This is a genomic window from Peribacillus sp. JNUCC 23 (assembly GCF_053653995.1).
The window spans coordinates 1,892,518-1,911,912 of sequence record NZ_CM132202.1 but is presented as its reverse complement, the minus strand read 5'-3'; the positions used below and the strand labels follow the sequence as shown (position 1 = coordinate 1,911,912).

At 34.2% G+C, this 19,395-nt stretch carries 26 protein-coding genes and 2 pseudogenes; 8 read left to right on the top strand and 20 right to left on the bottom strand.

Annotated features, from left to right (window positions below):
• Nucleotides 1-28: 28 nt before the first annotated feature.
• From JNUCC23_RS09200 to JNUCC23_RS09185, 4 genes are all read right to left on the bottom strand, one after another.
• Entirely contained in the window at nucleotides 29-457 is a 429-nt protein-coding gene (locus JNUCC23_RS09200) for a DUF2621 domain-containing protein (protein ID WP_062180511.1), read from the bottom strand.
• A 215-nt stretch (nucleotides 458-672) separates the two neighbouring features.
• Nucleotides 673-1,161, bottom strand: coding sequence for a CcdC family protein (locus tag JNUCC23_RS09195; RefSeq protein ID WP_403073586.1), 489 nt, complete (start codon nucleotides 1,159-1,161; stop codon nucleotides 673-675).
• Nucleotides 1,162-1,279: 118 nt separating this feature from the next.
• Nucleotides 1,280-1,639, bottom strand: a complete 360-nt coding sequence (locus tag JNUCC23_RS09190) for a response regulator (protein WP_062180518.1) — start codon at nucleotides 1,637-1,639, stop codon at nucleotides 1,280-1,282.
• Between the two features lie 189 nt (nucleotides 1,640-1,828).
• The gene (locus JNUCC23_RS09185; protein ID WP_403073583.1) at nucleotides 1,829-2,572 is read right to left on the bottom strand and encodes a cytochrome c biogenesis CcdA family protein; all 744 of its coding nucleotides are present in this window, start codon (nucleotides 2,570-2,572) and stop codon (nucleotides 1,829-1,831) included.
• A 183-nt stretch (nucleotides 2,573-2,755) separates the two neighbouring features.
• Here JNUCC23_RS09185 and JNUCC23_RS09180 point away from each other — a divergent pair, with 183 nt between their 5' ends.
• Nucleotides 2,756-2,920: a Spo0E family sporulation regulatory protein-aspartic acid phosphatase gene (locus JNUCC23_RS09180; protein WP_082675033.1), complete on the top strand. Its 165-nt coding sequence runs from the start codon at nucleotides 2,756-2,758 to the stop codon at nucleotides 2,918-2,920.
• A 571-nt stretch (nucleotides 2,921-3,491) separates the two neighbouring features.
• Here the strand turns inward: JNUCC23_RS09180 and JNUCC23_RS09175 are convergent.
• The 6 genes from JNUCC23_RS09175 to yneA all read right to left on the bottom strand — a co-directional run bounded on the left by JNUCC23_RS09175 (nucleotide 3,492) and on the right by yneA (nucleotide 7,919).
• Nucleotides 3,492-3,707, bottom strand: a complete 216-nt coding sequence (locus tag JNUCC23_RS09175; protein ID WP_062180526.1) for a YneF family protein — start codon at nucleotides 3,705-3,707, stop codon at nucleotides 3,492-3,494.
• A gap of 84 nt (nucleotides 3,708-3,791) precedes the next feature.
• Nucleotides 3,792-4,229, bottom strand: coding sequence for a sporulation inhibitor of replication protein SirA (gene sirA / locus JNUCC23_RS09170; RefSeq protein WP_403073580.1), 438 nt, complete (start codon nucleotides 4,227-4,229; stop codon nucleotides 3,792-3,794).
• Nucleotides 4,230-4,451: 222 nt separating this feature from the next.
• Complete coding sequence (gene tkt / locus JNUCC23_RS09165) at nucleotides 4,452-6,458, bottom strand: transketolase (protein WP_454215363.1); 2,007 nt, start codon at nucleotides 6,456-6,458, stop codon at nucleotides 4,452-4,454.
• 178 nt (nucleotides 6,459-6,636) lie between these two features.
• Entirely contained in the window at nucleotides 6,637-6,873 is a 237-nt protein-coding gene (locus JNUCC23_RS09160; RefSeq protein WP_062180535.1) for a DUF896 domain-containing protein, read from the bottom strand.
• Between the two features lie 75 nt (nucleotides 6,874-6,948).
• Entirely contained in the window at nucleotides 6,949-7,596 is a 648-nt protein-coding gene (locus JNUCC23_RS09155) for a YneB family resolvase-like protein (protein WP_062180538.1), read from the bottom strand.
• A gap of 17 nt (nucleotides 7,597-7,613) precedes the next feature.
• Nucleotides 7,614-7,919, bottom strand: coding sequence for a cell division suppressor protein YneA (yneA, locus tag JNUCC23_RS09150; protein ID WP_454215360.1), 306 nt, complete (start codon nucleotides 7,917-7,919; stop codon nucleotides 7,614-7,616).
• 155 nt (nucleotides 7,920-8,074) lie between these two features.
• Between yneA and lexA the strand changes: the two genes are divergently transcribed.
• The gene (lexA, locus tag JNUCC23_RS09145; protein WP_403073573.1) at nucleotides 8,075-8,698 is read left to right on the top strand and encodes a transcriptional repressor LexA; all 624 of its coding nucleotides are present in this window, start codon (nucleotides 8,075-8,077) and stop codon (nucleotides 8,696-8,698) included.
• A gap of 326 nt (nucleotides 8,699-9,024) precedes the next feature.
• On the opposite strand, the gene JNUCC23_RS09140 is transcribed toward lexA, so the two are convergent.
• Nucleotides 9,025-9,492 carry a hypothetical protein gene (locus tag JNUCC23_RS09140; protein ID WP_454215358.1) on the bottom strand — a complete coding sequence of 156 codons (468 nt, stop codon included), beginning with the start codon at nucleotides 9,490-9,492 and terminating at the stop codon, nucleotides 9,025-9,027.
• Between the two features lie 637 nt (nucleotides 9,493-10,129).
• Entirely contained in the window at nucleotides 10,130-10,378 is a 249-nt protein-coding gene (locus JNUCC23_RS09135; RefSeq protein WP_454215356.1) for a hypothetical protein, read from the bottom strand.
• A gap of 978 nt (nucleotides 10,379-11,356) precedes the next feature.
• Here JNUCC23_RS09135 and JNUCC23_RS09130 point away from each other — a divergent pair.
• A complete protein-coding gene (locus JNUCC23_RS09130; protein WP_403073567.1) occupies nucleotides 11,357-11,647 on the top strand; it encodes a hypothetical protein in 291 nt (96 codons plus the stop codon).
• Nucleotides 11,648-12,460: 813 nt separating this feature from the next.
• Here the strand turns inward: JNUCC23_RS09130 and JNUCC23_RS09125 are convergent.
• The 4 genes and pseudogenes from JNUCC23_RS09125 to JNUCC23_RS09110 all read right to left on the bottom strand — a co-directional run bounded on the left by JNUCC23_RS09125 (nucleotide 12,461) and on the right by JNUCC23_RS09110 (nucleotide 14,076).
• Nucleotides 12,461-12,706 carry a hypothetical protein gene (locus JNUCC23_RS09125; protein ID WP_454215354.1) on the bottom strand — a complete coding sequence of 82 codons (246 nt, stop codon included), beginning with the start codon at nucleotides 12,704-12,706 and terminating at the stop codon, nucleotides 12,461-12,463.
• A gap of 95 nt (nucleotides 12,707-12,801) precedes the next feature.
• Nucleotides 12,802-13,169 (bottom strand): annotated as a pseudogene (locus JNUCC23_RS09120) (ArpU family phage packaging/lysis transcriptional regulator).
• A gap of 124 nt (nucleotides 13,170-13,293) precedes the next feature.
• Nucleotides 13,294-13,710 (bottom strand): hypothetical protein, encoded by a 417-nt coding sequence (locus JNUCC23_RS09115; RefSeq protein WP_454215352.1) that lies wholly within the window; start codon nucleotides 13,708-13,710, stop codon nucleotides 13,294-13,296.
• An 87-nt stretch (nucleotides 13,711-13,797) separates the two neighbouring features.
• Nucleotides 13,798-14,076, bottom strand: coding sequence for a hypothetical protein (locus JNUCC23_RS09110; protein ID WP_454215350.1), 279 nt, complete (start codon nucleotides 14,074-14,076; stop codon nucleotides 13,798-13,800).
• Between the two features lie 383 nt (nucleotides 14,077-14,459).
• Between JNUCC23_RS09110 and JNUCC23_RS09105 the strand changes: the two genes are divergently transcribed.
• From JNUCC23_RS09105 to JNUCC23_RS09095, 3 genes are all read left to right on the top strand, one after another.
• Entirely contained in the window at nucleotides 14,460-14,633 is a 174-nt protein-coding gene (locus tag JNUCC23_RS09105; protein ID WP_082675035.1) for an aspartyl-phosphate phosphatase Spo0E family protein, read from the top strand.
• Nucleotides 14,634-14,852: 219 nt separating this feature from the next.
• The gene (locus tag JNUCC23_RS09100) at nucleotides 14,853-15,218 is read left to right on the top strand and encodes a hypothetical protein (RefSeq protein WP_454215348.1); all 366 of its coding nucleotides are present in this window, start codon (nucleotides 14,853-14,855) and stop codon (nucleotides 15,216-15,218) included.
• On the top strand, nucleotides 15,154-15,597 hold the full coding sequence (locus JNUCC23_RS09095) for a tyrosine-type recombinase/integrase (RefSeq protein ID WP_454215346.1): 444 nt from the start codon (nucleotides 15,154-15,156) through the stop codon (nucleotides 15,595-15,597). Before JNUCC23_RS09100 ends, JNUCC23_RS09095 begins: the two co-directional genes overlap by 65 nt.
• Nucleotides 15,598-15,809: 212 nt before the next feature.
• Here the strand turns inward: JNUCC23_RS09095 and JNUCC23_RS09090 are convergent.
• A pseudogene (locus JNUCC23_RS09090) lies at nucleotides 15,810-16,327 on the bottom strand (Holliday junction resolvase RecU).
• Between the two features lie 128 nt (nucleotides 16,328-16,455).
• Between JNUCC23_RS09090 and JNUCC23_RS09085 the strand changes: the two are divergent.
• Nucleotides 16,456-16,656, top strand: a complete 201-nt coding sequence (locus JNUCC23_RS09085; protein ID WP_062180592.1) for a small, acid-soluble spore protein, alpha/beta type — start codon at nucleotides 16,456-16,458, stop codon at nucleotides 16,654-16,656.
• Between the two features lie 86 nt (nucleotides 16,657-16,742).
• Here the strand turns inward: JNUCC23_RS09085 and JNUCC23_RS09080 are convergent, their stop codons facing one another.
• Nucleotides 16,743-17,015, bottom strand: coding sequence for a hypothetical protein (locus JNUCC23_RS09080; RefSeq protein ID WP_454215343.1), 273 nt, complete (start codon nucleotides 17,013-17,015; stop codon nucleotides 16,743-16,745).
• Nucleotides 17,016-17,274: 259 nt separating this feature from the next.
• On the bottom strand, nucleotides 17,275-17,910 hold the full coding sequence (locus tag JNUCC23_RS09075; RefSeq protein WP_454215342.1) for a TetR/AcrR family transcriptional regulator: 636 nt from the start codon (nucleotides 17,908-17,910) through the stop codon (nucleotides 17,275-17,277).
• A 107-nt stretch (nucleotides 17,911-18,017) separates the two neighbouring features.
• Between JNUCC23_RS09075 and JNUCC23_RS09070 the strand changes: the two genes are divergently transcribed.
• The gene (locus JNUCC23_RS09070; protein ID WP_062180600.1) at nucleotides 18,018-18,752 is read left to right on the top strand and encodes a glucose 1-dehydrogenase; all 735 of its coding nucleotides are present in this window, start codon (nucleotides 18,018-18,020) and stop codon (nucleotides 18,750-18,752) included.
• Nucleotides 18,753-19,038: 286 nt separating this feature from the next.
• On the opposite strand, the gene JNUCC23_RS09065 is transcribed toward JNUCC23_RS09070, so the two are convergent.
• Complete coding sequence (locus JNUCC23_RS09065; RefSeq protein ID WP_454215341.1) at nucleotides 19,039-19,293, bottom strand: hypothetical protein; 255 nt, start codon at nucleotides 19,291-19,293, stop codon at nucleotides 19,039-19,041.
• Nucleotides 19,294-19,395: the final 102 nt, after the last annotated feature.

Genomic DNA, 19,395 nt, shown 5'->3' with positions numbered 1-19,395 from the left:
AGCCTGTAAACTGTCCGCTTCACTATGTTCAGCTAAATAAATGCTCATATGGATTCATGTTAATTTGACGTTCTGTTAATTTTTTTCTTAAAAATTTATGATCTCGTTTAGGTGTAGCGATAATATAGCCCCGAACAACTAGATCCTGAGTAATCGTTTGCGACTTTTCTTTTAATGCCAATTCTCCAATTTTACCAGCAATTTTCTGTCTACCTACATCTCTAAACAGTTCAGGTATCGGACTTACTAAATCTTCGAGTAATTCTTTCTGTTCACTTGTCCACAAATGAGTAGTTTGACTTACATAATATTCTTCCCAATCCATATCAGATTTTCCATCTTCTTTAGGAAAACGCTTAAGAAATTTTCGGAACATGAAGAATCCACCAATCCCCATTAATGTGATCAAAATGACCGTCCATGCAAGGATAAACCATAAAAACCAACCTTCAAGCACGTCATCCACCTCGAATTTTCCAAATATTTAATACTATTTATTATAGACACTTTGCTAAATCTTGACAAGCAGTACCTCAGATTAACTTTATGAATTTCTACTATGCTTTAGCCACTTCATTAAAGTTTCATCCATGACTTGTCTTTGTAGAGAAGTATGAAGCCACTAAAAAAGCGGTTAGCAATAGTTGCTACCGCTTTTTACATTCATTATTTTTATACTTTTACGATTTTACTGCTTCCAAAGTGTTCATTATGGATTTTACGATATTGAAGATACATGCTAATCCGCCAAGGTACAATCATTGCAAATGCAAGAAGAAAGAACATACCACCTAACTGACCAACATCGATTGAGGAACTTAATAGCCATTTAGCCACCAACCGGACAATAAGCAATCCGATAAGAATAAAAGCAAACGCCTTTGATCGCTTAATATAAATCTCATTGTTCCGAACTTCAAAACTTGAGGTTTTTATAAGGAAAATAGAAAATACCATCCCTACCAACACAGCTTCAAGCACCTCTACCCCAGTTAATCGGAACATCGGAAACATAAACATAAGAGCCCCTGTACTCATAAAAATCGGGGGTAAAATAATTTTCTTCAAGTTAACTGGCTTTTTCGCTGCCTTTAAACGAACAATAAGTACAGTGATGGCCATAAACAGCGCTACAGCTGATGATATATAAATCATAACCATTTCATTCCTTTTATTTAATAAGGTATGTTACTTGTGACCTTATTATATCCTACTACAAAAAATTATCAAAAGTTCTTTCACAAAGAGGCTAATTCTATTAGGTATCGCAGGAAATCATTTAATTATTCACCCTACTAATCGCTTCTACCACTCGATCTTCATCAAATGGCTTTACGATGAAATCCTTCGCACCGGCTTCAATTGCCTCAACAACCATCTTTTGCTGACCCATGGCTGAGCACATAATTATTTTTGCCTGTGGAAATTCCTTTTTTATTTCCTTCACTGCATCTATGCCACTCATTACTGGCATAGTTATATCCATAGTAACGATGTCTGGCTGTAATTGACGATATAGTTCAATTGCTTCTTCCCCGTTTTCACCTTCGCCGACCACTATATGATTTGCTTTATTTAATATATTTAAAAGGGTCATTCTCATAAACTTTGCATCATCAATTACTAATATTCTAGCCATTCCTTTTAACCCTCCCAAATCATGCAACAAGTAAAAATAATACTGAACAGAATTCAACAACATGTTTAGTCTAACTAATTAATATGTATCCTTATAGGCTACCGTAATCTCATAAGATATTCAAACAATTCACTCACCAGAATTTACTATTTCATTTATTAATGGATGGATGGTTATGTAAAATACATATTAGAAACCTTGAAAACCACCAGTAATATTTGTGAAAATAATGATAATTTTCGTCATCCAATCAAAGAAGAGCACAATCCCCATAAGAATCATGATGTATCCACCTGCTTTAACAATACGGTGGCTATGTTTTTTTATCCACTTCATTTTACCGATGAAGAAAGACAAAATTAAGAACGGAATTGCAAAACCTAGAATATAAGCAATCATATACAGCATCGCAGAATTTGGGTTGTTGACGCCCATTGCTAAAACAGCTGTTAAAATAGGACCTGTACACGGGGTCCATCCTGCAGCAAATGCTAAACCAATTAATGCGGAACCTATGTACCCACTTGGACGGTTTTTGAATTCAATTCGTTTATTTTTCATTAGGAATTCAAAATTGAATATCCCGACAATTACTAAACCAAAAAAGATAATAATGATAGCACCAATTTGACGTATTAAATCTTGATAATTCTCAAAAAACTCACCAAGAAAGGAAGTAGTAAAACCTAAAGCGATAAATATTAGAGAAAAACCCAATAAGAAAAATAACGTGTGAAATAAACTTCTCTTCTGCAGCATAGCGTTTTCTGTTTTAAGTTCATTGACACTCATCCCTGTAATATACGATAAAAAGGCTGGATAAAGTGGCAAACAACAAGGAGAAATAAAACTTAGAAACCCCGCACCAAAAGCTAATAATATGCTAACGTCACTCAAGCATGTCAACTCCTCTGAAAAGCAATTTACCCTCATTCTACCAAATGCACTAAGAAAAAGATATTTACTGAATTGTGAACATATAAAAATATGAATAAGTGTTTGAATTTATTTCCACAAGCTTGTATAATTAATATTGTAAGTATCATACATATTTAGGGACAAGATTACATCAGGTATAAGCACCTCTCTATTAATGTTTAGAAAGGACTAGCAGTTGTGACCCGATTAGAATTTCTCGAGCTTATCGAAATAAAACGTAATGAGCTCATTAAAATCGTTTCTAAAAACGGTCTTAATTCTCAAATAACGATCGTATACAGTCAGGAATTGGACATACTGCTAAATCAATATAACCAATTGTTCCTAAAAAAAATTGGTTAGCATAAGCAGTTAATCATTCAAACCATACAACCCGCCTTGCATGATTTCTCAAGGTGGGTTTAAAATATCTAAAAAAAGCTGTTCATAAAGTCAGTGAGAAATTTTCATGTACGAAGGATCAGAATCAAGGAAAACCAGTCTTTCACTCAATCGAGCAGCTCATTCATTCGGGAAGGGGAAAATCGAGCTCTTTTCTTCCTAAAGTAAGAGGCATTGTCTACTAGCAGTGACCTCTATTTGTCTTGCGTAAAAGCTGTAGACTGAGTAGTTACAAATTTTTAACTGTTTGTATCCCTACCTTTTGTTTATCACGGTTTTAGATGTGAATCCCTTTGCTTGGCAATGATACAAATATTTCTCAATAATTTCTTCTAACAACAAACAAAAAAACCACCTTTATCTGCTTTATTTTTCAACAGAAAAGGTGGTTTTTGATTAAAGTAATGAAAGATAAATCAGAAAAAAGACAAATTACTAATGAAAGATTCACTCTCCTACATTTTCTAGGAGAAGAACTTGTATAATAATCGTAATCAAACGAGCTGTGAACGTAAGAGCCACAAGGGATTATTTATTTTACCTGTTTGTTCATTGCGCTCATCATTTGATTGATTTTCTTCTGAGATGGTTTTTGCCCCATTTGCATCATCATCATTTTAAGCATTTGTTCATTAATCGGCGGATTTTTCTTTAGGTAGCTCATCATATATTTTCTAGCGATGAAAAAGCCAAGTGCTACACCGGCGATTAAAGCCAAAACTGCGGCTAAAATTATTTGCCAAAGCATATTATTTCCTCCTTCATGTTGTCTACTATAAGTGTACTAGACCAATCGTTATTATACAATACTCCACATCGTCATGTCCTCTATTTATCCATATTTTCTTTCTTTTATCGGTTTTAACCAGCCGTAACGTTTATTCTCAAAATCAAAAGCCAGAAAGCTCGCCCCACATTTACGGATGCATTCAAAAAAAGTAGTTTCCGCATCAAAATCGCCTTCAGCTTTTAACATAATGGAATGTTCGTAAATATATACGGTAGCTTTACTGTTACTCTTTGTTTTTAAATAATATACCCCGTTTTGGGTTAAATACCCTTGTTTACGTTGTAAACTTTGTTCGAATGAAAAATGAACGTTACTAGCAGGAATTTTTTTTGTAATATATTCGATTTGTTTTTGCAAAATACCCTTATGCCAGTCAGATGATTGAATATACTCCAAAAACAAATTGAAAAAAATCTTCTCTCTACCAAAATAATGTCGGGCAAATTCATCTTCGATTAAATAGATTTGATAACTTCTCATTTAACTGCCTCCTAACATTCTTTTCTGTATTATATTCTTGAAAGCGAAAAAGATATGTTGTTTGATGGAGAAAAAAGCTTGTTTTTTTGTCGAAATTATTATTTTTCCATGTACCATTACAAATATAGTGTTTTTCCCCATGAAAAAGTGATTACACTTAATTTTCTTCAATAAACAGAGATACGAGTCGGTATCTTTATTAGATGCCAACTCGTTTCTAAATTAATTTTCTAATAGGGCTTTTACTTGATTTACAACATTCTCAACTGTGAAACCGAATTCTTCCATAATTTTATTTCCTGGGGCTGACGCTCCAAAATGGTTAATTGCAAGAATTTCCCCTTCATCTCCTGTATAACGATCCCAGCCGAATGGAGCCGCAACTTCGATAGCTAGGCGCTTTTTCACTGCAGGGTTGATAACACTTTGTTTATACTCTTTAGATTGAGCTTCAAAACGATCCCATGATGGCATACTAATTACTGCGGCGTCAATTCCTACTTTCGCTAGTTCTGCCTGAGCTGAAACAGCCAAATTAACTTCTGAACCTGTCGCAAGTAGTAAAACATCTGCTTCTACTTTATTAGCAGGAGACACGATGTATGCACCCTTTTTAACTCCTTCATTTGCAAGTTCAGCCGTGTGTTTTAAAGTAGGTAGATTTTGCCTAGTTAATATAAGTGCAGTTGGTTTGTTCTTAGATTGAATGGCTTCTCTCCAAGCTGCAGCTGTTTCGTTTCCATCCGCAGGTCGAATAACACCAAGGTTTGGCATCGCGCGCAATGATGGCAGTTGTTCGATTGGTTCATGAGTTGGCCCATCCTCGCCGACCGCAATACTGTCATGTGTGAATACATACGTTACTGGAAGACCCATTAGCGCAGCTAAACGAATGGCTGGACGTAGGTAGTCAGAGAATACAAAGAAAGTTCCACCATATACGCTTACTCCACCATGAAGAGCCATTCCATTTAGTGCCGCACCCATTGCAAATTCACGAACGCCAAACCAAATATTGCGCCCTTCATATTCACCTGGAACAAAGTCTGATGCCGTTTTAATCATCGTGTTGTTGGAACCAGCCAAATCAGCTGAACCACCAAGAAAGCTTGGTAGGTTAGATGCAATTGCATTCAATACTTCACCACTTGAAGCCCTTGAAGCAAGACTTTTCCCTTCCTCATATACCGGGATATCTTGATCCCACCCTTCAGGTAATTCGCCATTGATTGCAGCTTTAAGTTGAGAAGCTAATTCAGGATGATCTTTTTTGTAATCATTAAAAAGATTTTCCCATGCCGATTCCTTCTTGCCGCCTTCTTCCACAACAGTTTTATTAAAATGCTCATAAACTTCATTCGGAACATGGAAATCTTCTTCAAATGTCCATTTATAATATTCTTTTGTGAGTTTTAATTCATCAGCACCTAAAGGCGCTCCGTGAGCGGAAGATTTTCCAGAACGGTTAGGTGAACCATAACCAATAACAGTTCTTACTTCAATAAGTGTTGGTCGCGTTTCATCTGTTTTCGCCAATTCCAAAGCTTTAGTGATTTCAGTCAAATCATTTCCATCTTCTACGCGTATATATTGCCAGCCATATGCCTTGAAACGATTTTCAACACTTTCACTAAATGATTTATCCAAATCTCCATCAAGTGATATGTCATTTGAATCATATAAGACGATCATTCTTCCAAGCTTAAGATGAGCAGCTAGTGAAGCAGCTTCAGATGAAACACCTTCCATTAAATCTCCGTCTCCGCAAATACCATATGTATAATGATCTACTACATTATATGTTCCGCGATTGTATGTTGCTGCTAAATGACGTTCAGCCATAGCCATTCCTACTGCCATTGCTATCCCTTGTCCGAGAGGCCCAGTTGTTGCATCCACTCCTGCAGTATGGCCATATTCAGGATGTCCTGGTGTTTTACTACCCCATTGGCGGAAATTTTTAATGTCATCCATTGACAAATCATAGCTTGATAAATGCAAAAGGCTGTATAAAAGCATCGATCCATGTCCTGCAGAAAGAACAAAACGGTCTCTATTAAACCAAGTTGGATTTTTTGGATTGTGATTCATAAACTGGGTCCAAAGAGTGTACGCCATCGGGGCGGCCCCCATCGGCATTCCTGGATGTCCAGAATTTGCTTTTTCGATAGCATCGATTGACAAAGTGCGAATTGTATTGATTGAAAGTGCATCTGTTTTATTTAACATTAAACCATCCTTCCTTCATGTATGTATGCCCTTACTATTTTATAATGTCATGTAAATTAAAGACAACAATAATTCAGACACTTTATTAAAGTACCCTATTTCCCTACTAAAATCCGTGAATTCTAAGACAAAAAACAAAAGAGAATATCGAATTCGATATTCTCTAACTCTACATTCCTTAATGCAAACGCTTCTTTATATCTTTGATACTTTTAAGCTTTTCAGGTGTTACATCATTTCCCTCGGGGTCAACAATTGTCAAATGCTCGATTGTATCTGTCATGGATTTACGGAACGTTTCTAAGTACTCACTTCTCAGCTTAGATTGTTCTTTCGCTTCTTCCACTGTTAAAGAGCTCGACTTAGCCTTCTTTGCTAACTCATTTATCCGAGCTAATTTTTCTTTCGATAACATACTTTTGCTCCTTTACTGTTTCAATAGTGTCATGTTATATAAAAAAGAGCAAAAATACAAGTTCTCTGCTTTTTGTTAATCTTCTTTTGAGACTTGATATTCTAAATATCTGCGATTTATAGTAGCTTTTGAAACTGGATAACCAAACCCTCTTAAAGTAGCTGCAATTTCTGCAAATGTTAGTCCGTTCTTTCGAAGTTTTACTATTTCCTCAATTGGAACTTCCTTTCGTTCTCTTCCACCACTCATTCCCTGATTGCTCAGATTTTTTTGCGGGCGAAACCCATTTTCAACCGCCCGTTTCATGCCTCGTTTAATCTTAATATTATGTAACTTCCGCTGATACTCTTCAACAATTCCAACAATATTAATGACCATCGAATCAGAATCAGATAGTTCAATTTCCCCATCATGTGATAAGGAATAAATTTTTACACCTTCTTTTATGATTACATGAAAAAGCGCAATTTTCGCATTTCCACGCCCGAGTCGCGTTTCGTCTTGAATTAAAAGAACATCAGCTTGCTTCTTTTTAAAAATATCCAGCATTTCAAAAATTCCATCACGGTTAAGTTCATATCCACTTGCTTGTTCTTTAATTATAGAAACGATTTCAAATTCTGATTTGTTAGCTAGTTTTCTTAACTCTTCTTCCTGCCTCGTAAGTGATGTTTCCTGTGCTTCTTTTTCTGTGCTTACTCGGCAGTAAATAATCGCTCTCATTTTTCTTTCCAACTTTCTTATTGCTTACTTGCTAGACTTAGATTTGTTTTAGTTACTGGTAAAATAATAGATTCTCCCGGTACTAGCGAATTAGCATATATTTCATTATGTGTAATGATCCATTCAATGAACTCATCTCTCGATAAATCGTCTGTATTGTACATTTCAGCCATTTTCCATAGAGTATCTCCATGATCTACAGTAACGGATATATAATTGTCAAGATTATCATAATTTCTATTCATTGAGAAAAATAAAGAAAAAATAAATACGATTCCTGCTAATAAAAGTGTATAGGTATGACTCTTTAATAGTTTTTTCATTTTTATCCCTCCAAAATCGAATACTTGTTCGTCATTTGATAATCCTAGTATAAATCGAACACCTGTTTTTAGTCAACAACATTCGAACTTATGTTTGTATCTTTATTTCTCGCGTGATATAATAAAAATAAGAATAGGAGAGAAGGGGTGAATATATGTCAAAGCTTTCAAAAAGGCAAAATGATATATTGGATTTTATTAAAGACGAAGTACGCACTAAAGGCTATCCACCTTCAGTAAGAGAAATTGGAGAAGCAGTTGGCTTAGCTTCAAGTTCAACCGTTCACGGTCATTTATCAAGATTAGAAAGTAAAGGACTTATTCGTCGAGATCCTACCAAACCTCGCGCCATTGAAATACTAGATCAATCTGAAACGAATAATATACCAAAAAATAATGTCATTAATGTCCCATTACTAGGAAAAGTTACAGCTGGCCTTCCAATTACAGCAATTGAAAATATCGAGGAATACTTCCCACTTCCAGAATCGATGGCGGCACATGACGAACAAGTCTTCATGCTCGAGATTATGGGTGATAGTATGATTGAAGCCGGAATCCATGATGGCGATTATGTTATTGTAAAACAACAAAGTACCGCGAATAATGGTGATATCGTTGTTGCCATGACTGATGATGACGAAGCAACAGTGAAACGCTTTTTTAAAGAAAAAGAATTCATCAGATTACAACCAGAAAACTCCAATATGGAACCAATCATTCTAGGGAATGTATCAATTCTCGGAAGAGTTATTGGACTTTATCGTCAAATCCATTAATAGTGTTTTTTCCCTCCTGTTTATTGCAGGAGGTTTATTTTTTCGATAACATTCTAACTTCAGTTACTCATACAATTCATGTAAATAAAGTGATTCTCCCCGGATCTTTGGACAACCTCTCTATGCTAATTCATATGAACTGATTCTAGAAACTATTACAAATAATTTATCAATTCTTAAATCAGTGGTTTAGCAAATTCAGAATTCGTTTTCTATAATTCTAGGTTGTTGCTTTGTTAATGAAAAGTAAGCGTTCAAAAGTCCCCACCTGTAACCGATGGGGACTTTTGGACGCTTACTTATAAAACAATCCTATTCATTCAAAGTTATCCAAATACACTATTGAGATCTTTGTTTGCGTTTTCTATTTTCTTTTGACTTTTTGCTAATTCATCCTCTTGTACGAACGTCGTTTCTAATAACGCATCCATTGCATCCTTAAATGAATTTTCATCTAAGAAAGTCTTCAGTATAATTGAGTCTCTTTTCCCTGTTTGAAGGTTAATTGAAGTAACCAATGACCATTCCCCTTCATAAACGTACACTACATTTTCATTTCGACCAATAACAGGGCCTTTGAACGAACGACAATCGAACTTTTTATTATGGAAAGAATAATGATGTTCTTTTAAGTACGAAATGATTGGCTTTACTTTTTCAGCTCTTTCGAGAAATTTCATTTCTTGTAGCTCTAAAAGTTTGCAATATTCCTCGTTTTGACTTTCAACCAACAACTCATTGTTTTCTAATCGCTCAATACTTTCAAAAATCAACTTTTCGTCTCTTTCAAACATACTAACCCCTCCTTTTTCAGAATATATTCTTTCTAAACCCACTTCCAAAGTATTTGCCACAAAATCTTGGAGACGGTTCACAAAGAACATAAAAAGTGACTTTTAATAAGCCTTTACTCTTCTACTTTAATAAACCTAATAAAGTGAGTTTTCCATTTTCCGGGTCCAACATCCCCTAAAAATGGTTAGATGAACCAATCGGTCCTTTACGGACAGTTTGTCATCCACTCTTATCTTTTCTTGATTCCTCTAAGTCTCTTCGTAAGAGTCTTACTGCCTGTTAATCTGTAATACATCCTGTATTTGATAACAGTCGTAAATATGAAGATAATTGCCTTAAAAATGAAACATCAATACTTTTTTTACGTTCTTATCTATTTTCTTGAACAAAAACATATAGTTTAGTGTATTGGTGAATGTCCCTTTTTATGTTTTTTATTCTTAGACTTATTTAAACTGTATAATGGTGTCACTTTGGCTGGCCACGAACACTATACATGTCCAAGTAATACAACAATGATAAAGATAAAAAAAACCTAATAAGGGACTTTTTAAAGTGCACATTATTCAAGATATGCTTCAGGACGTCTTTTAGGCTAATTATTTAATTCAAACTCGGGAGCCATTTGGACTTCAGTTAATTAAAGTTCCCCTCGCTATATTTATTTAACAAATTCTCTCGTATATACTGTCTGCAATCAGGTGATAAAATTGACCTTTGTCCATGGATCAAATCTCCAAATGGCATTCCATTCAGGAATTTTATTTCCCCATTAAATTCTATTTTGAAATTCGCATCGTACCCTACAACTTTCACAAATAAGGTTTTGTTATCCGTATGCATAAAATCAATAACACTTAGTATATGATGATTTTTTTCGCACATCATTCGTTCCCTCCCGATAAATATTATTTAATCAATAGTATATTAACTTTTAGGATGTCGAGTAATTCAACATTACCAACTTAATCGATATATGGTTTGTTGCACGTAATCTTCACACTGCAATAAAAATAAGCCAACCAAAGTTAGCTTAATTAATATTTCATAAACTTAATGAACATTTTTTAATCTACCCGATAAAAACAAATTGTTTGGTGATGAAATAAGTTATAATCCTAAACATATTATCATAATAAGCCAGGCACTGAATATAGATTTTGCTTTCATCAGAAGTTTCAAAATCAAATTTAGGTAGTTTTAAAGAATAATAACTAGTTCGATCTACTAGTATTTCCCAAAAATAATATAAACCAATAGGACACTATGAACAAATTTGAAAAATAAAAACGTCCTTGGATAATTTTTTTGCAAAATTTTATGGGCAGTTACTTTTGAACCTAATATATTTGTCAAACTGCCCATAAAACAAAAATCCTTCATACCAATGGAGACCCTGATTGTATCAATCTATATTTTTCACTCATAGTAACTATATAGACCCTTACATTCGTAAGTTCGTCAGTCCTATTAGACATTCTCACCATAAATATTTTAGCACCTCGACCTATCATAAACCATATCCTATATAAGCAACTTAGGTTTCTTTCAGCCAACTTCACCTAGCTTCATACATATTCAGGCTACTACCATTACATGCATGGAGGAAGATTAGATAACTCGTTTCAACTCAACATGACGGCTTTCCTTCTGAGTTTCGGTTAATCAGTTGTAATTGCTTATTTAGTAGTTCTCCTATTTCGTGCCTATACACTTATAAGGTAACGTTTCGTACCACAGTTTGTGTCAGATATCCAAACTGTTCATTACACCTATTTGACTATACTGCGACATTTGGTTGGTTATTATTCAAAGCAGATTAAATTTCTTTTTTGGGGCACCCTATCTAAGAGGTGACTTAATATGAATTTTCCAATAATCCATACAAATTTTTGGGATGCTGTGATAGCAGTACCGGTAGTAATGATTCTAACTCAACTAATAAAAGTATTTTTTAAAGTCCCCGATAAGTTTGTGCCCCTTACTGCACTAATACTGGGTTTATTAATTTCCATTTTCATTAGTCATCGACACAACTTAATTGCAGGTGTTTTTATGGGCTGGTTTTATGGATATGCTGCTATTGGCAATTACGCTTCATTAAAAACGGCAGTTATAGCCTTTAAAAATAAACATAGAGCTCCTTTCAAGTAAGTAAATAATTGAATAATAATAGATATGAAATAATGGCTAATAATTTCTACTATTTGATTTAGGATGGTTGTTAGAGAATTAATTAACAGTATGTGTCTAATAACCTTAAAACACCTATTTATAATTACGAAAATTTTGTGTAAAATGGCTAATGAACAAAAATGAACGTAATATCAATTGCTCAAATACAATTTCATAATTGCCCAGGTGGTGCTGTTAATGAATGATTTCTTTAGACAATTCCTTTGGATGTTTTAGTCCAAACGATTGTCATAATCATAGAAATTATTATTAATACCTTCATTTAACTCAACTGGAGATTAAATGAACTGTACGGTCCAATTCTTTAAAAACGTTTCGGATTCGGCTCCAAGTAAACAAATGAAATAAATATAACCGATAATACAACCTAAAAATCCTCCCTCTACCAACTAAGATCTCCGGGTACTATCTTCAAGTGTCAGCTCTTTAAAACGGCAGTTCCTGCGGCAAACGATCCTGCAACTCATCAAGCCGCTGCACTAGATGTTATATTGAATAGTTTTTATGAGGACATCCAAACTTGAATGGTTAATGATTTAGAGATGAAACAAAGAGTTAAAGGTATCCGATGATACAAAAGGACAAGTAGTCTCCCTTAAGATTTCTTGTCTTCTTCATCCAGTTTTTTATTTTTGCTTTTACTTCTTCTTTAGTCAAAATTCCTTTTGCTTCAAGATTGTTAACAACAGCTACAATCGGATTGATTAATAAATTTACTCAATCGAACCACTCCTTCTTTCTCCAAAATAAAAAGCACCCTCGAAAGGATGCTTACAAATCTTTATTAGCAAACCAATAAATTCTCCACTCTGCTGATAATTTTCCATCCTCAGTTAAATGAAATTCTAATGTTATTGGTATTTTCATCTGCCTTATATCCACTTCTGCAGTATAGGTTATAGGAACCTTGATACCATGAGGCAAATACACATCAGCTAACATTTTGTTTATGTATCTTACTGAAGTTGATATATCATAATTTCCAACATAGTCATTAAACGTTTCCTTAACCTTCATTGAATTACTTCCTGAGATAATCTTATAAGAATACGCAGAAAAAAAGGCCACAAGTTTAGCAGCCTTTTTCTCCTTAATTTGTCCTTATTTTTGTCCTATATTATTCCTAAAGAGAAAGCAATCATGAATATAGCAACCTTCTTCTTTTCGCAGTATGGTGTCTTTTGCAAACCAAGCTCCATATATATTAATGTCATTCTGCCTCTCAGGGCTTAGATACTTCATTTCGATATGGTCCAAGCTATTTTCCAAGGCTCTTTCCATATGTATAACCTTTAATTCGTTCTCCAAATCATTTTCTAGAAGTTTTGGAAAGATATTACCCGAAATGCCTTTTTTCCGTTAGCTCCTGTCTATTCTGCTGCTGTATCTTAAGTGCCTTATATTTTTTCAGCTCTTTAACAACAATGGAGCGAATCTGTTTCTCGTCAACGTATGGAAAGAAAGATAATTGCATACCCATCCGTTCTCCTCCTAAGGCTTTTGCTATTAATCTAGCTGATCTGCTTCGTCAATGCCTGGAGAATCAAATGGATCCTCTTTTTTTTGCTCTAGTACATCATGTACCTGACCTTCTTCCTCTTCCTTCACATCTTCCAGAGACATTTGATCGGCAGCAACCTTTGTTGTACCATCTTTCTCGATTGTGTACTCAATTCCTTCATGCGGTTTATTAATATCTTCAATGGACGTTTGTGAAGCTTCCAGAAGGTGAGAAACACTTCAGCCAGCAAACGGTAAAGCTTGTTCATCTTCTCTTCACTGTCACCTTTAGCATTGAATTTCAATGTTGTTTTCTTGGAGTCACGCTGTATGGACTTAGATTCCGTGTTAATCTTTCCAGCCTTGCTTGTTTCTACATTCAGAAAAACAATGGATCCAGCCATCCCAACTAGTTGCTCAGAGTTCGGCAGCTCGTCCCCTTGCACATGGAACTCAAGAACCTCTTTTTTATCATCTTTTTGGATCTTCTTAAATAAAACATTCAATTGAGTTTGGGACATTCTCGTATTCTCCTTTATTTATAGTCATTTTCAGACCTTATTAACAAAACCGGACTAATTACACCTAAAACATAGATAGCGAAAGTTTTATTGATTAATTACGTGATTTCTAGCCTTAGAAAGCCTTTTAGATGCTTTTCGTTTCTGTTCTTCGGACATCACACGGGGATTTCTCATACTTACCTGCTTTCCGATAAAACACCCTTTACAAGCGATCGGTCTATCATCCTCCGATTCTATGTCTATTAACTCACACAAATTTGAAAGTTTTCTAATGTGTTTCGGAACGGTAGAGTAAACTATCCATTCACCTGTACTGTTTTCAAAAACCAATGAAGTTTCTTGTTCTTCACGAGAATATCCCATGCGTAAATTACCACCTTTGTTTATTTGCTAGTTAAAAGCTCCTTACGGCCTTTTAACGATTGCGAGACCAAAATTACCCTTGAAATAAAAATTAACGCGAATTTAACACTATTATGCGGTACTTATTTTTGTCGAATCTTGTAAAATAATTCCATTTCGTACTTTTTTGATTTTTCGGAACTTCCGAATGGGTTCCGAATGGTTTCGAGTGTTTCAGAGGGATGTTTCGAATCATTCGGAAGTTGAGTTTGTGTCAAATGTTGACTGTTGCGTTTTTAAACATATTGTTACTTCTTCATAAATCAGAACAATAAATTGTTCCATTTTTACTCAATTTATTGCATAATTTACTAATACATTTAAAATTTAGGAGCTAAAAGATTATGCTAAAACACTTAAATTGCACAGTATTGTACAAAAATATTAATATGTTAAAAAATCAAATGATTAAATCAGGTATGGAAAATGGAATCTCTAGTCCCGAAACTATTAAATATAGTCAAGAACTAGACAAGTTGATTTATCAGTATCAACGTTTGGATAAAACCACTTATTAGTATTACTTTTCATATCCAATTCACGAAATGAAGCTAAAACCAATTCGTATTTCAATTCATCTAGGGTGTCGATAGCATCTTCTTGTAACGAATGTGTCATGTTCATTTATTTCGATCGATCAATGACAATATTTCGTTTCAATTCATCTTGATAAACAGCATTCATTCGATCACCCCAAAGGATATAGCAAGCTCATTGTCGAAATAATACATGAAACGATGTATAACGCTTTTGAAAAAGCTATTACCTTACATAAGGTAGAAAAGAATCCTTGCGCTAGCGTTACGATTAAGGGCGAGCAGAAAGACCAAGAAATTAAGTTCATTGAATCGGAGCACATATCAGATTTCCTAAGAGAAGCTTATAATTATGATTATATTTATTGGATTTTTTATAAAACTCTTATTGAAACAGGAATGCGTAAAGGTGAAGCAGCTGCACTTCAGTGGACAGATGTTGATTTCCAAAATAACGCTATAAACACTAATAAGTCTCTTGATTTTAAAGAAGCACCTAAAGGTGATCCAGATACGATGTTTGGTGATACAAAAACATATAAATTCGAGACGCATCATCACAATTAGCCAGGGACTTGCTAATGATCTGAGGTTTCATCAAAAATACCAATATCAAAATAAAACCGCATTAAATAATAATTATCACTTTGAATTACATTTAGTTTTTTGCAGAAACGCTGGAAACTATATGCCTAAGTCAAGTCTTTTTAATTCGTTCGCTAGAATTTTAAAAAAAGCTAATTTGCCTAAACTTCCTATTCACTCTCCAAGACACGCACATGCCGTTTTACAATTGGAAGCTGATGTGAGTATGAAATATTTACAAGAACGTTTAGAACATGGCAGTATGCAAATAACCTCTGATGTTTATTCGCACATCAGTAAAAAAATCGATCAAGACCAAATGAACAAATTCGAAGAACATATGAAAAATGTCCTTGAATAATTTATTTTTTGGACAATTCTTGGGCAATTGCTAAAACGCCAATGGAAAAGGCGTAATCTGCCCAAAACAAAAAAGCCCCAACACTAGATGTGTCATGGCTTCCCACGATTTAATACATGTTCATATATTGCTCACGTTCCCATGGGTGAACTTGCGTGCGGAACATATCCCAACCTAATATTCACCAATATTTAAGAGGAGAAGTATTGAATTTAAAGGGTTGTCAAAATCAATCCATTAATAAAATACCTATAGTTAACCTTTTTCTTCACACTCTTTAATTCAGTCCCAATTTCCTCACAGATGGCAATCGGAATAGAACTCTTATTCACTTTGCTTATGTATGTTCCTTTATTTGATTCTCAGCTATGTTTTGATAATCCAGAAAGTCATTTATATGAACAAAAAACGTTCTATTGTCAGGCTCACGGAAGTTAAACAAAAAAACCGCTATTACGCCATCGAATTTTGCTGCTTCTTTCAGATTTTTAATTTGATGAGCTTTGATCATACTTTCCTTCATTGAAATGCTTTTTGCTTTCGTACTTTTTAACTCAACAGGAAACAAATGATTTTTACGAAATATTAGAGCATCATATTTATTTTTTGGAACAGATTGCCCTTTTTTAATTGCCATAGGATTCACATCTCGTACACGAAAGAAAAACGTCCCCTGTTCGGAGCAACTTTGTTCAACCGACTGCTCAAAAATCTTACCTTCATTCGCCAAACAACCACTCCTCTAAATCACATAATGTTATCTTTTCAATATTTTTCGAATTCTATGTATAAAACTCTCCTACTAACACAAACTATTCTTGCAACACCATATTCTAAAATTCTAAGGAGATGTACATCATGACAAGTAACAACAGTAATAATTTAGTTGTTCCAGGAGTACAACAAGCATTAGATCAAATGAAATATGAAATTGCGCAAGAGTTCGGAGTTACATTAGGAGCTGAAACAACCTCACGCGCCAACGGATCTGTAGGTGGAGAAATTACAAAACGTTTAGTACAAATGGCTGAACAACAACTTGGTGGATATAACCGCTAATCTTCAACTGATATTAAAAGTTATAGATGAGGAGAGATTACCTTCTGACCTTTCTCTCCTCTTATGTATACAATGAAACTCTGTTTTTATATGTTTAGTTCTTCCTCAACTAGATGAATTAACACTCTTCCTAACAACAAGTGATATCTACCAAATAAACGAGTTATGAAGTCATTAACTTCTATTGCATTATGTTTAACAGCTTCATAACTGATAAACGCATCACGAAACGATGAAATACTCACATTGTCTAATCTTACTTTGAAAGTTTCTATGAATTTATCAACGTGTGCTTCAGAATGACCAGTTAGCTCAATTAGTTTTTCTTTGTAGTTATCGATATTGTATAAGGTTGACATGTATATTTACCCTCAGCGTCGGCAACTATCTGTTTTCTGTATAAAGTTACCTTTATTGACTCTTATAGAAATAAATCACTCACATATAACTTCCTTAAATCCAACTTAATACTTTCAGTTGAATAGGATATCCCACCATCCATAGAAATCAAAGCTTCTAATACAGGCAGCTCATTTAATGCTTTAATAAAATTAATTATTTTATGTTTTTGCTCATCTGTAGGTTTGACTACTATTGAAAAATTTGATGGTCGATCCTTTAAGCCCTAATATAACCAAGAAACAACTCTTTTAAAAATTGTTGCTGGTCAATGGCCGTAATTCCTGATGAAAAATTAGCCACCTGTTCATGCAGCGTAATTTTAGTTGAAAACATACCAAAACAATTCGTTATTGTGGCAAGAGCTAATTCCGTTTTTATATCTGAACGAATGGAACCATCAACTTCGCCTTGCTTAATGATTTTGAATATCTCATGCGATAAAACCTCTTGTATTTCTATATAAGCATTAATATTTTCTAAAGGCTCATTTCTGTATGAAGAATAACTTTCAAATGCTTCACGAAATAACGTAACTTTTCTAGCTGGCCCATTTGCTACCTCTAAAAAGTAATCAAATAATTGCTCTAGTTTATCAAATGCATTTTTTTCTGAATCAGCAATCTTTTGTAAGTCTTCTTGAAACTTGCCTAAAACAAAGACTGCTACTTCCACAATTATATTTTCTTTTTTTGGAAAATAACGAAATAATGTCGCGATACCAACATTAGCCTTTGTGGCAATATCCTGCATCTGTACGTCATATAAGCCTTTCTCTGAAAATAATTCCTCAGCAGCAAGAATAATTTGTTCTGTGCGTTGCTTTTTATTTTTTTCTCTAGTATTAATCTCCAAAATTTCACAACCCTTTCTATTATCTTGATATATTCTTATAACTATTATAAAATAAACTTGTAGAAAATGATAGTCGAACTATCAAAATAACCAAAAGAGGTGCTATTATGACAAGATTATTAAATAAAGTCGCTATTATTACAGGTGCAGCACGTGGTATGGGTGCTTCACATGCACGTAAATTTGTTGAAGAAGGCGCAAAAGTTGTAATAACAGATCTAAACGAAGAAGCAGGTATAGCACTTGCTCAGGAGCTTGGCGAAAATGCTATGTTTATTAAACAAGACGTATCCAGTGAAGCAGATTGGGAAGCAGTCGTCGCTGAAACTGAAAAAGCTTTTGGCCCCGTAAATATTTTAGTGAATAACGCTGGTATTAGTGTCAACAATTCTATTGAAAATACAGCATTAGAGCAATATTTAAAAATCGTAAATATTAATCAAGTATCTGTATTTTTAGGGATGAAGGCAGTTGTATCATCTATGAAAAAAACAGAGAACGGATCAATCGTCAATATTTCTTCAATGAATGGCTTAGTAGCTGGAGCAATTGGTTATACCGATACTAAATTTGCAGTTCGCGGAATGACAAAAGCAGCAGCGATAGATTTTGCGCGCTACGGTATTCGCGTAAACTCAGTACATCCAGGTGTGATAGAAACACCAATGGTAACAGAAGGCGATGCTGTTGAAGTCATTAAAGAATTTGCGAAACATATTCCACTTAAACGTGTCGCAAAGTCAGAAGAAGTAACAAATCTTGTTTTATTCTTAGCTTCCGAAGAATCAAGCTATTCTACAGGTTCTGAATTCGTAATTGATGGTGGCTTAACTGCACAATAATTTATTCAATCAAATACTCTGGTTGACTTCTTAATGTTTTTAGAGGCAACCAGTTTTTACTGTACATGGTTGATCATCAACCTTATTCTGCTCTTCTTTAATAATATTCATTTGGTGTAAACTCAATGTTCATACTAGGCACTCCCTTTATTGTAAATTTATTTTTAATTAAAATACAAGTTTCGTTAATTTGACCACGTCACGTAATTTTACTTTTATTAATGTTAAAAAGAAAAGTCCTCAATATCTTTAAGATGTATCTACTTTTCACCAATCATGATTGCAGTCATGATATGGAAACCTTTAATGCTGAGTTGACGCTCAGTATTTTTTTGTCCTCTTCTTTCAAAATTCTTCCTTCAAACTCTACCACTGTCTCAAATTCTTCCTCATTGGCATTTTCTACTGTTTCCCATTTCATATCATGAGATGTTTCCTTTATTTTATGTATACTTTTCCCAGTATCTAATAGTTGATCCTTAAATTGCAGTGAATCATTCGTAAATGTTTTAAGTATTTCAGATTCCTTCGCGACTTCCATGACCACTTCTATGTCAATTACAAGTTACCTCTTACTAGTTTTTTCATGTATATAATTCACAAACTTCCAAATTTCATTTTCATAAAATCGTAACGTATAATT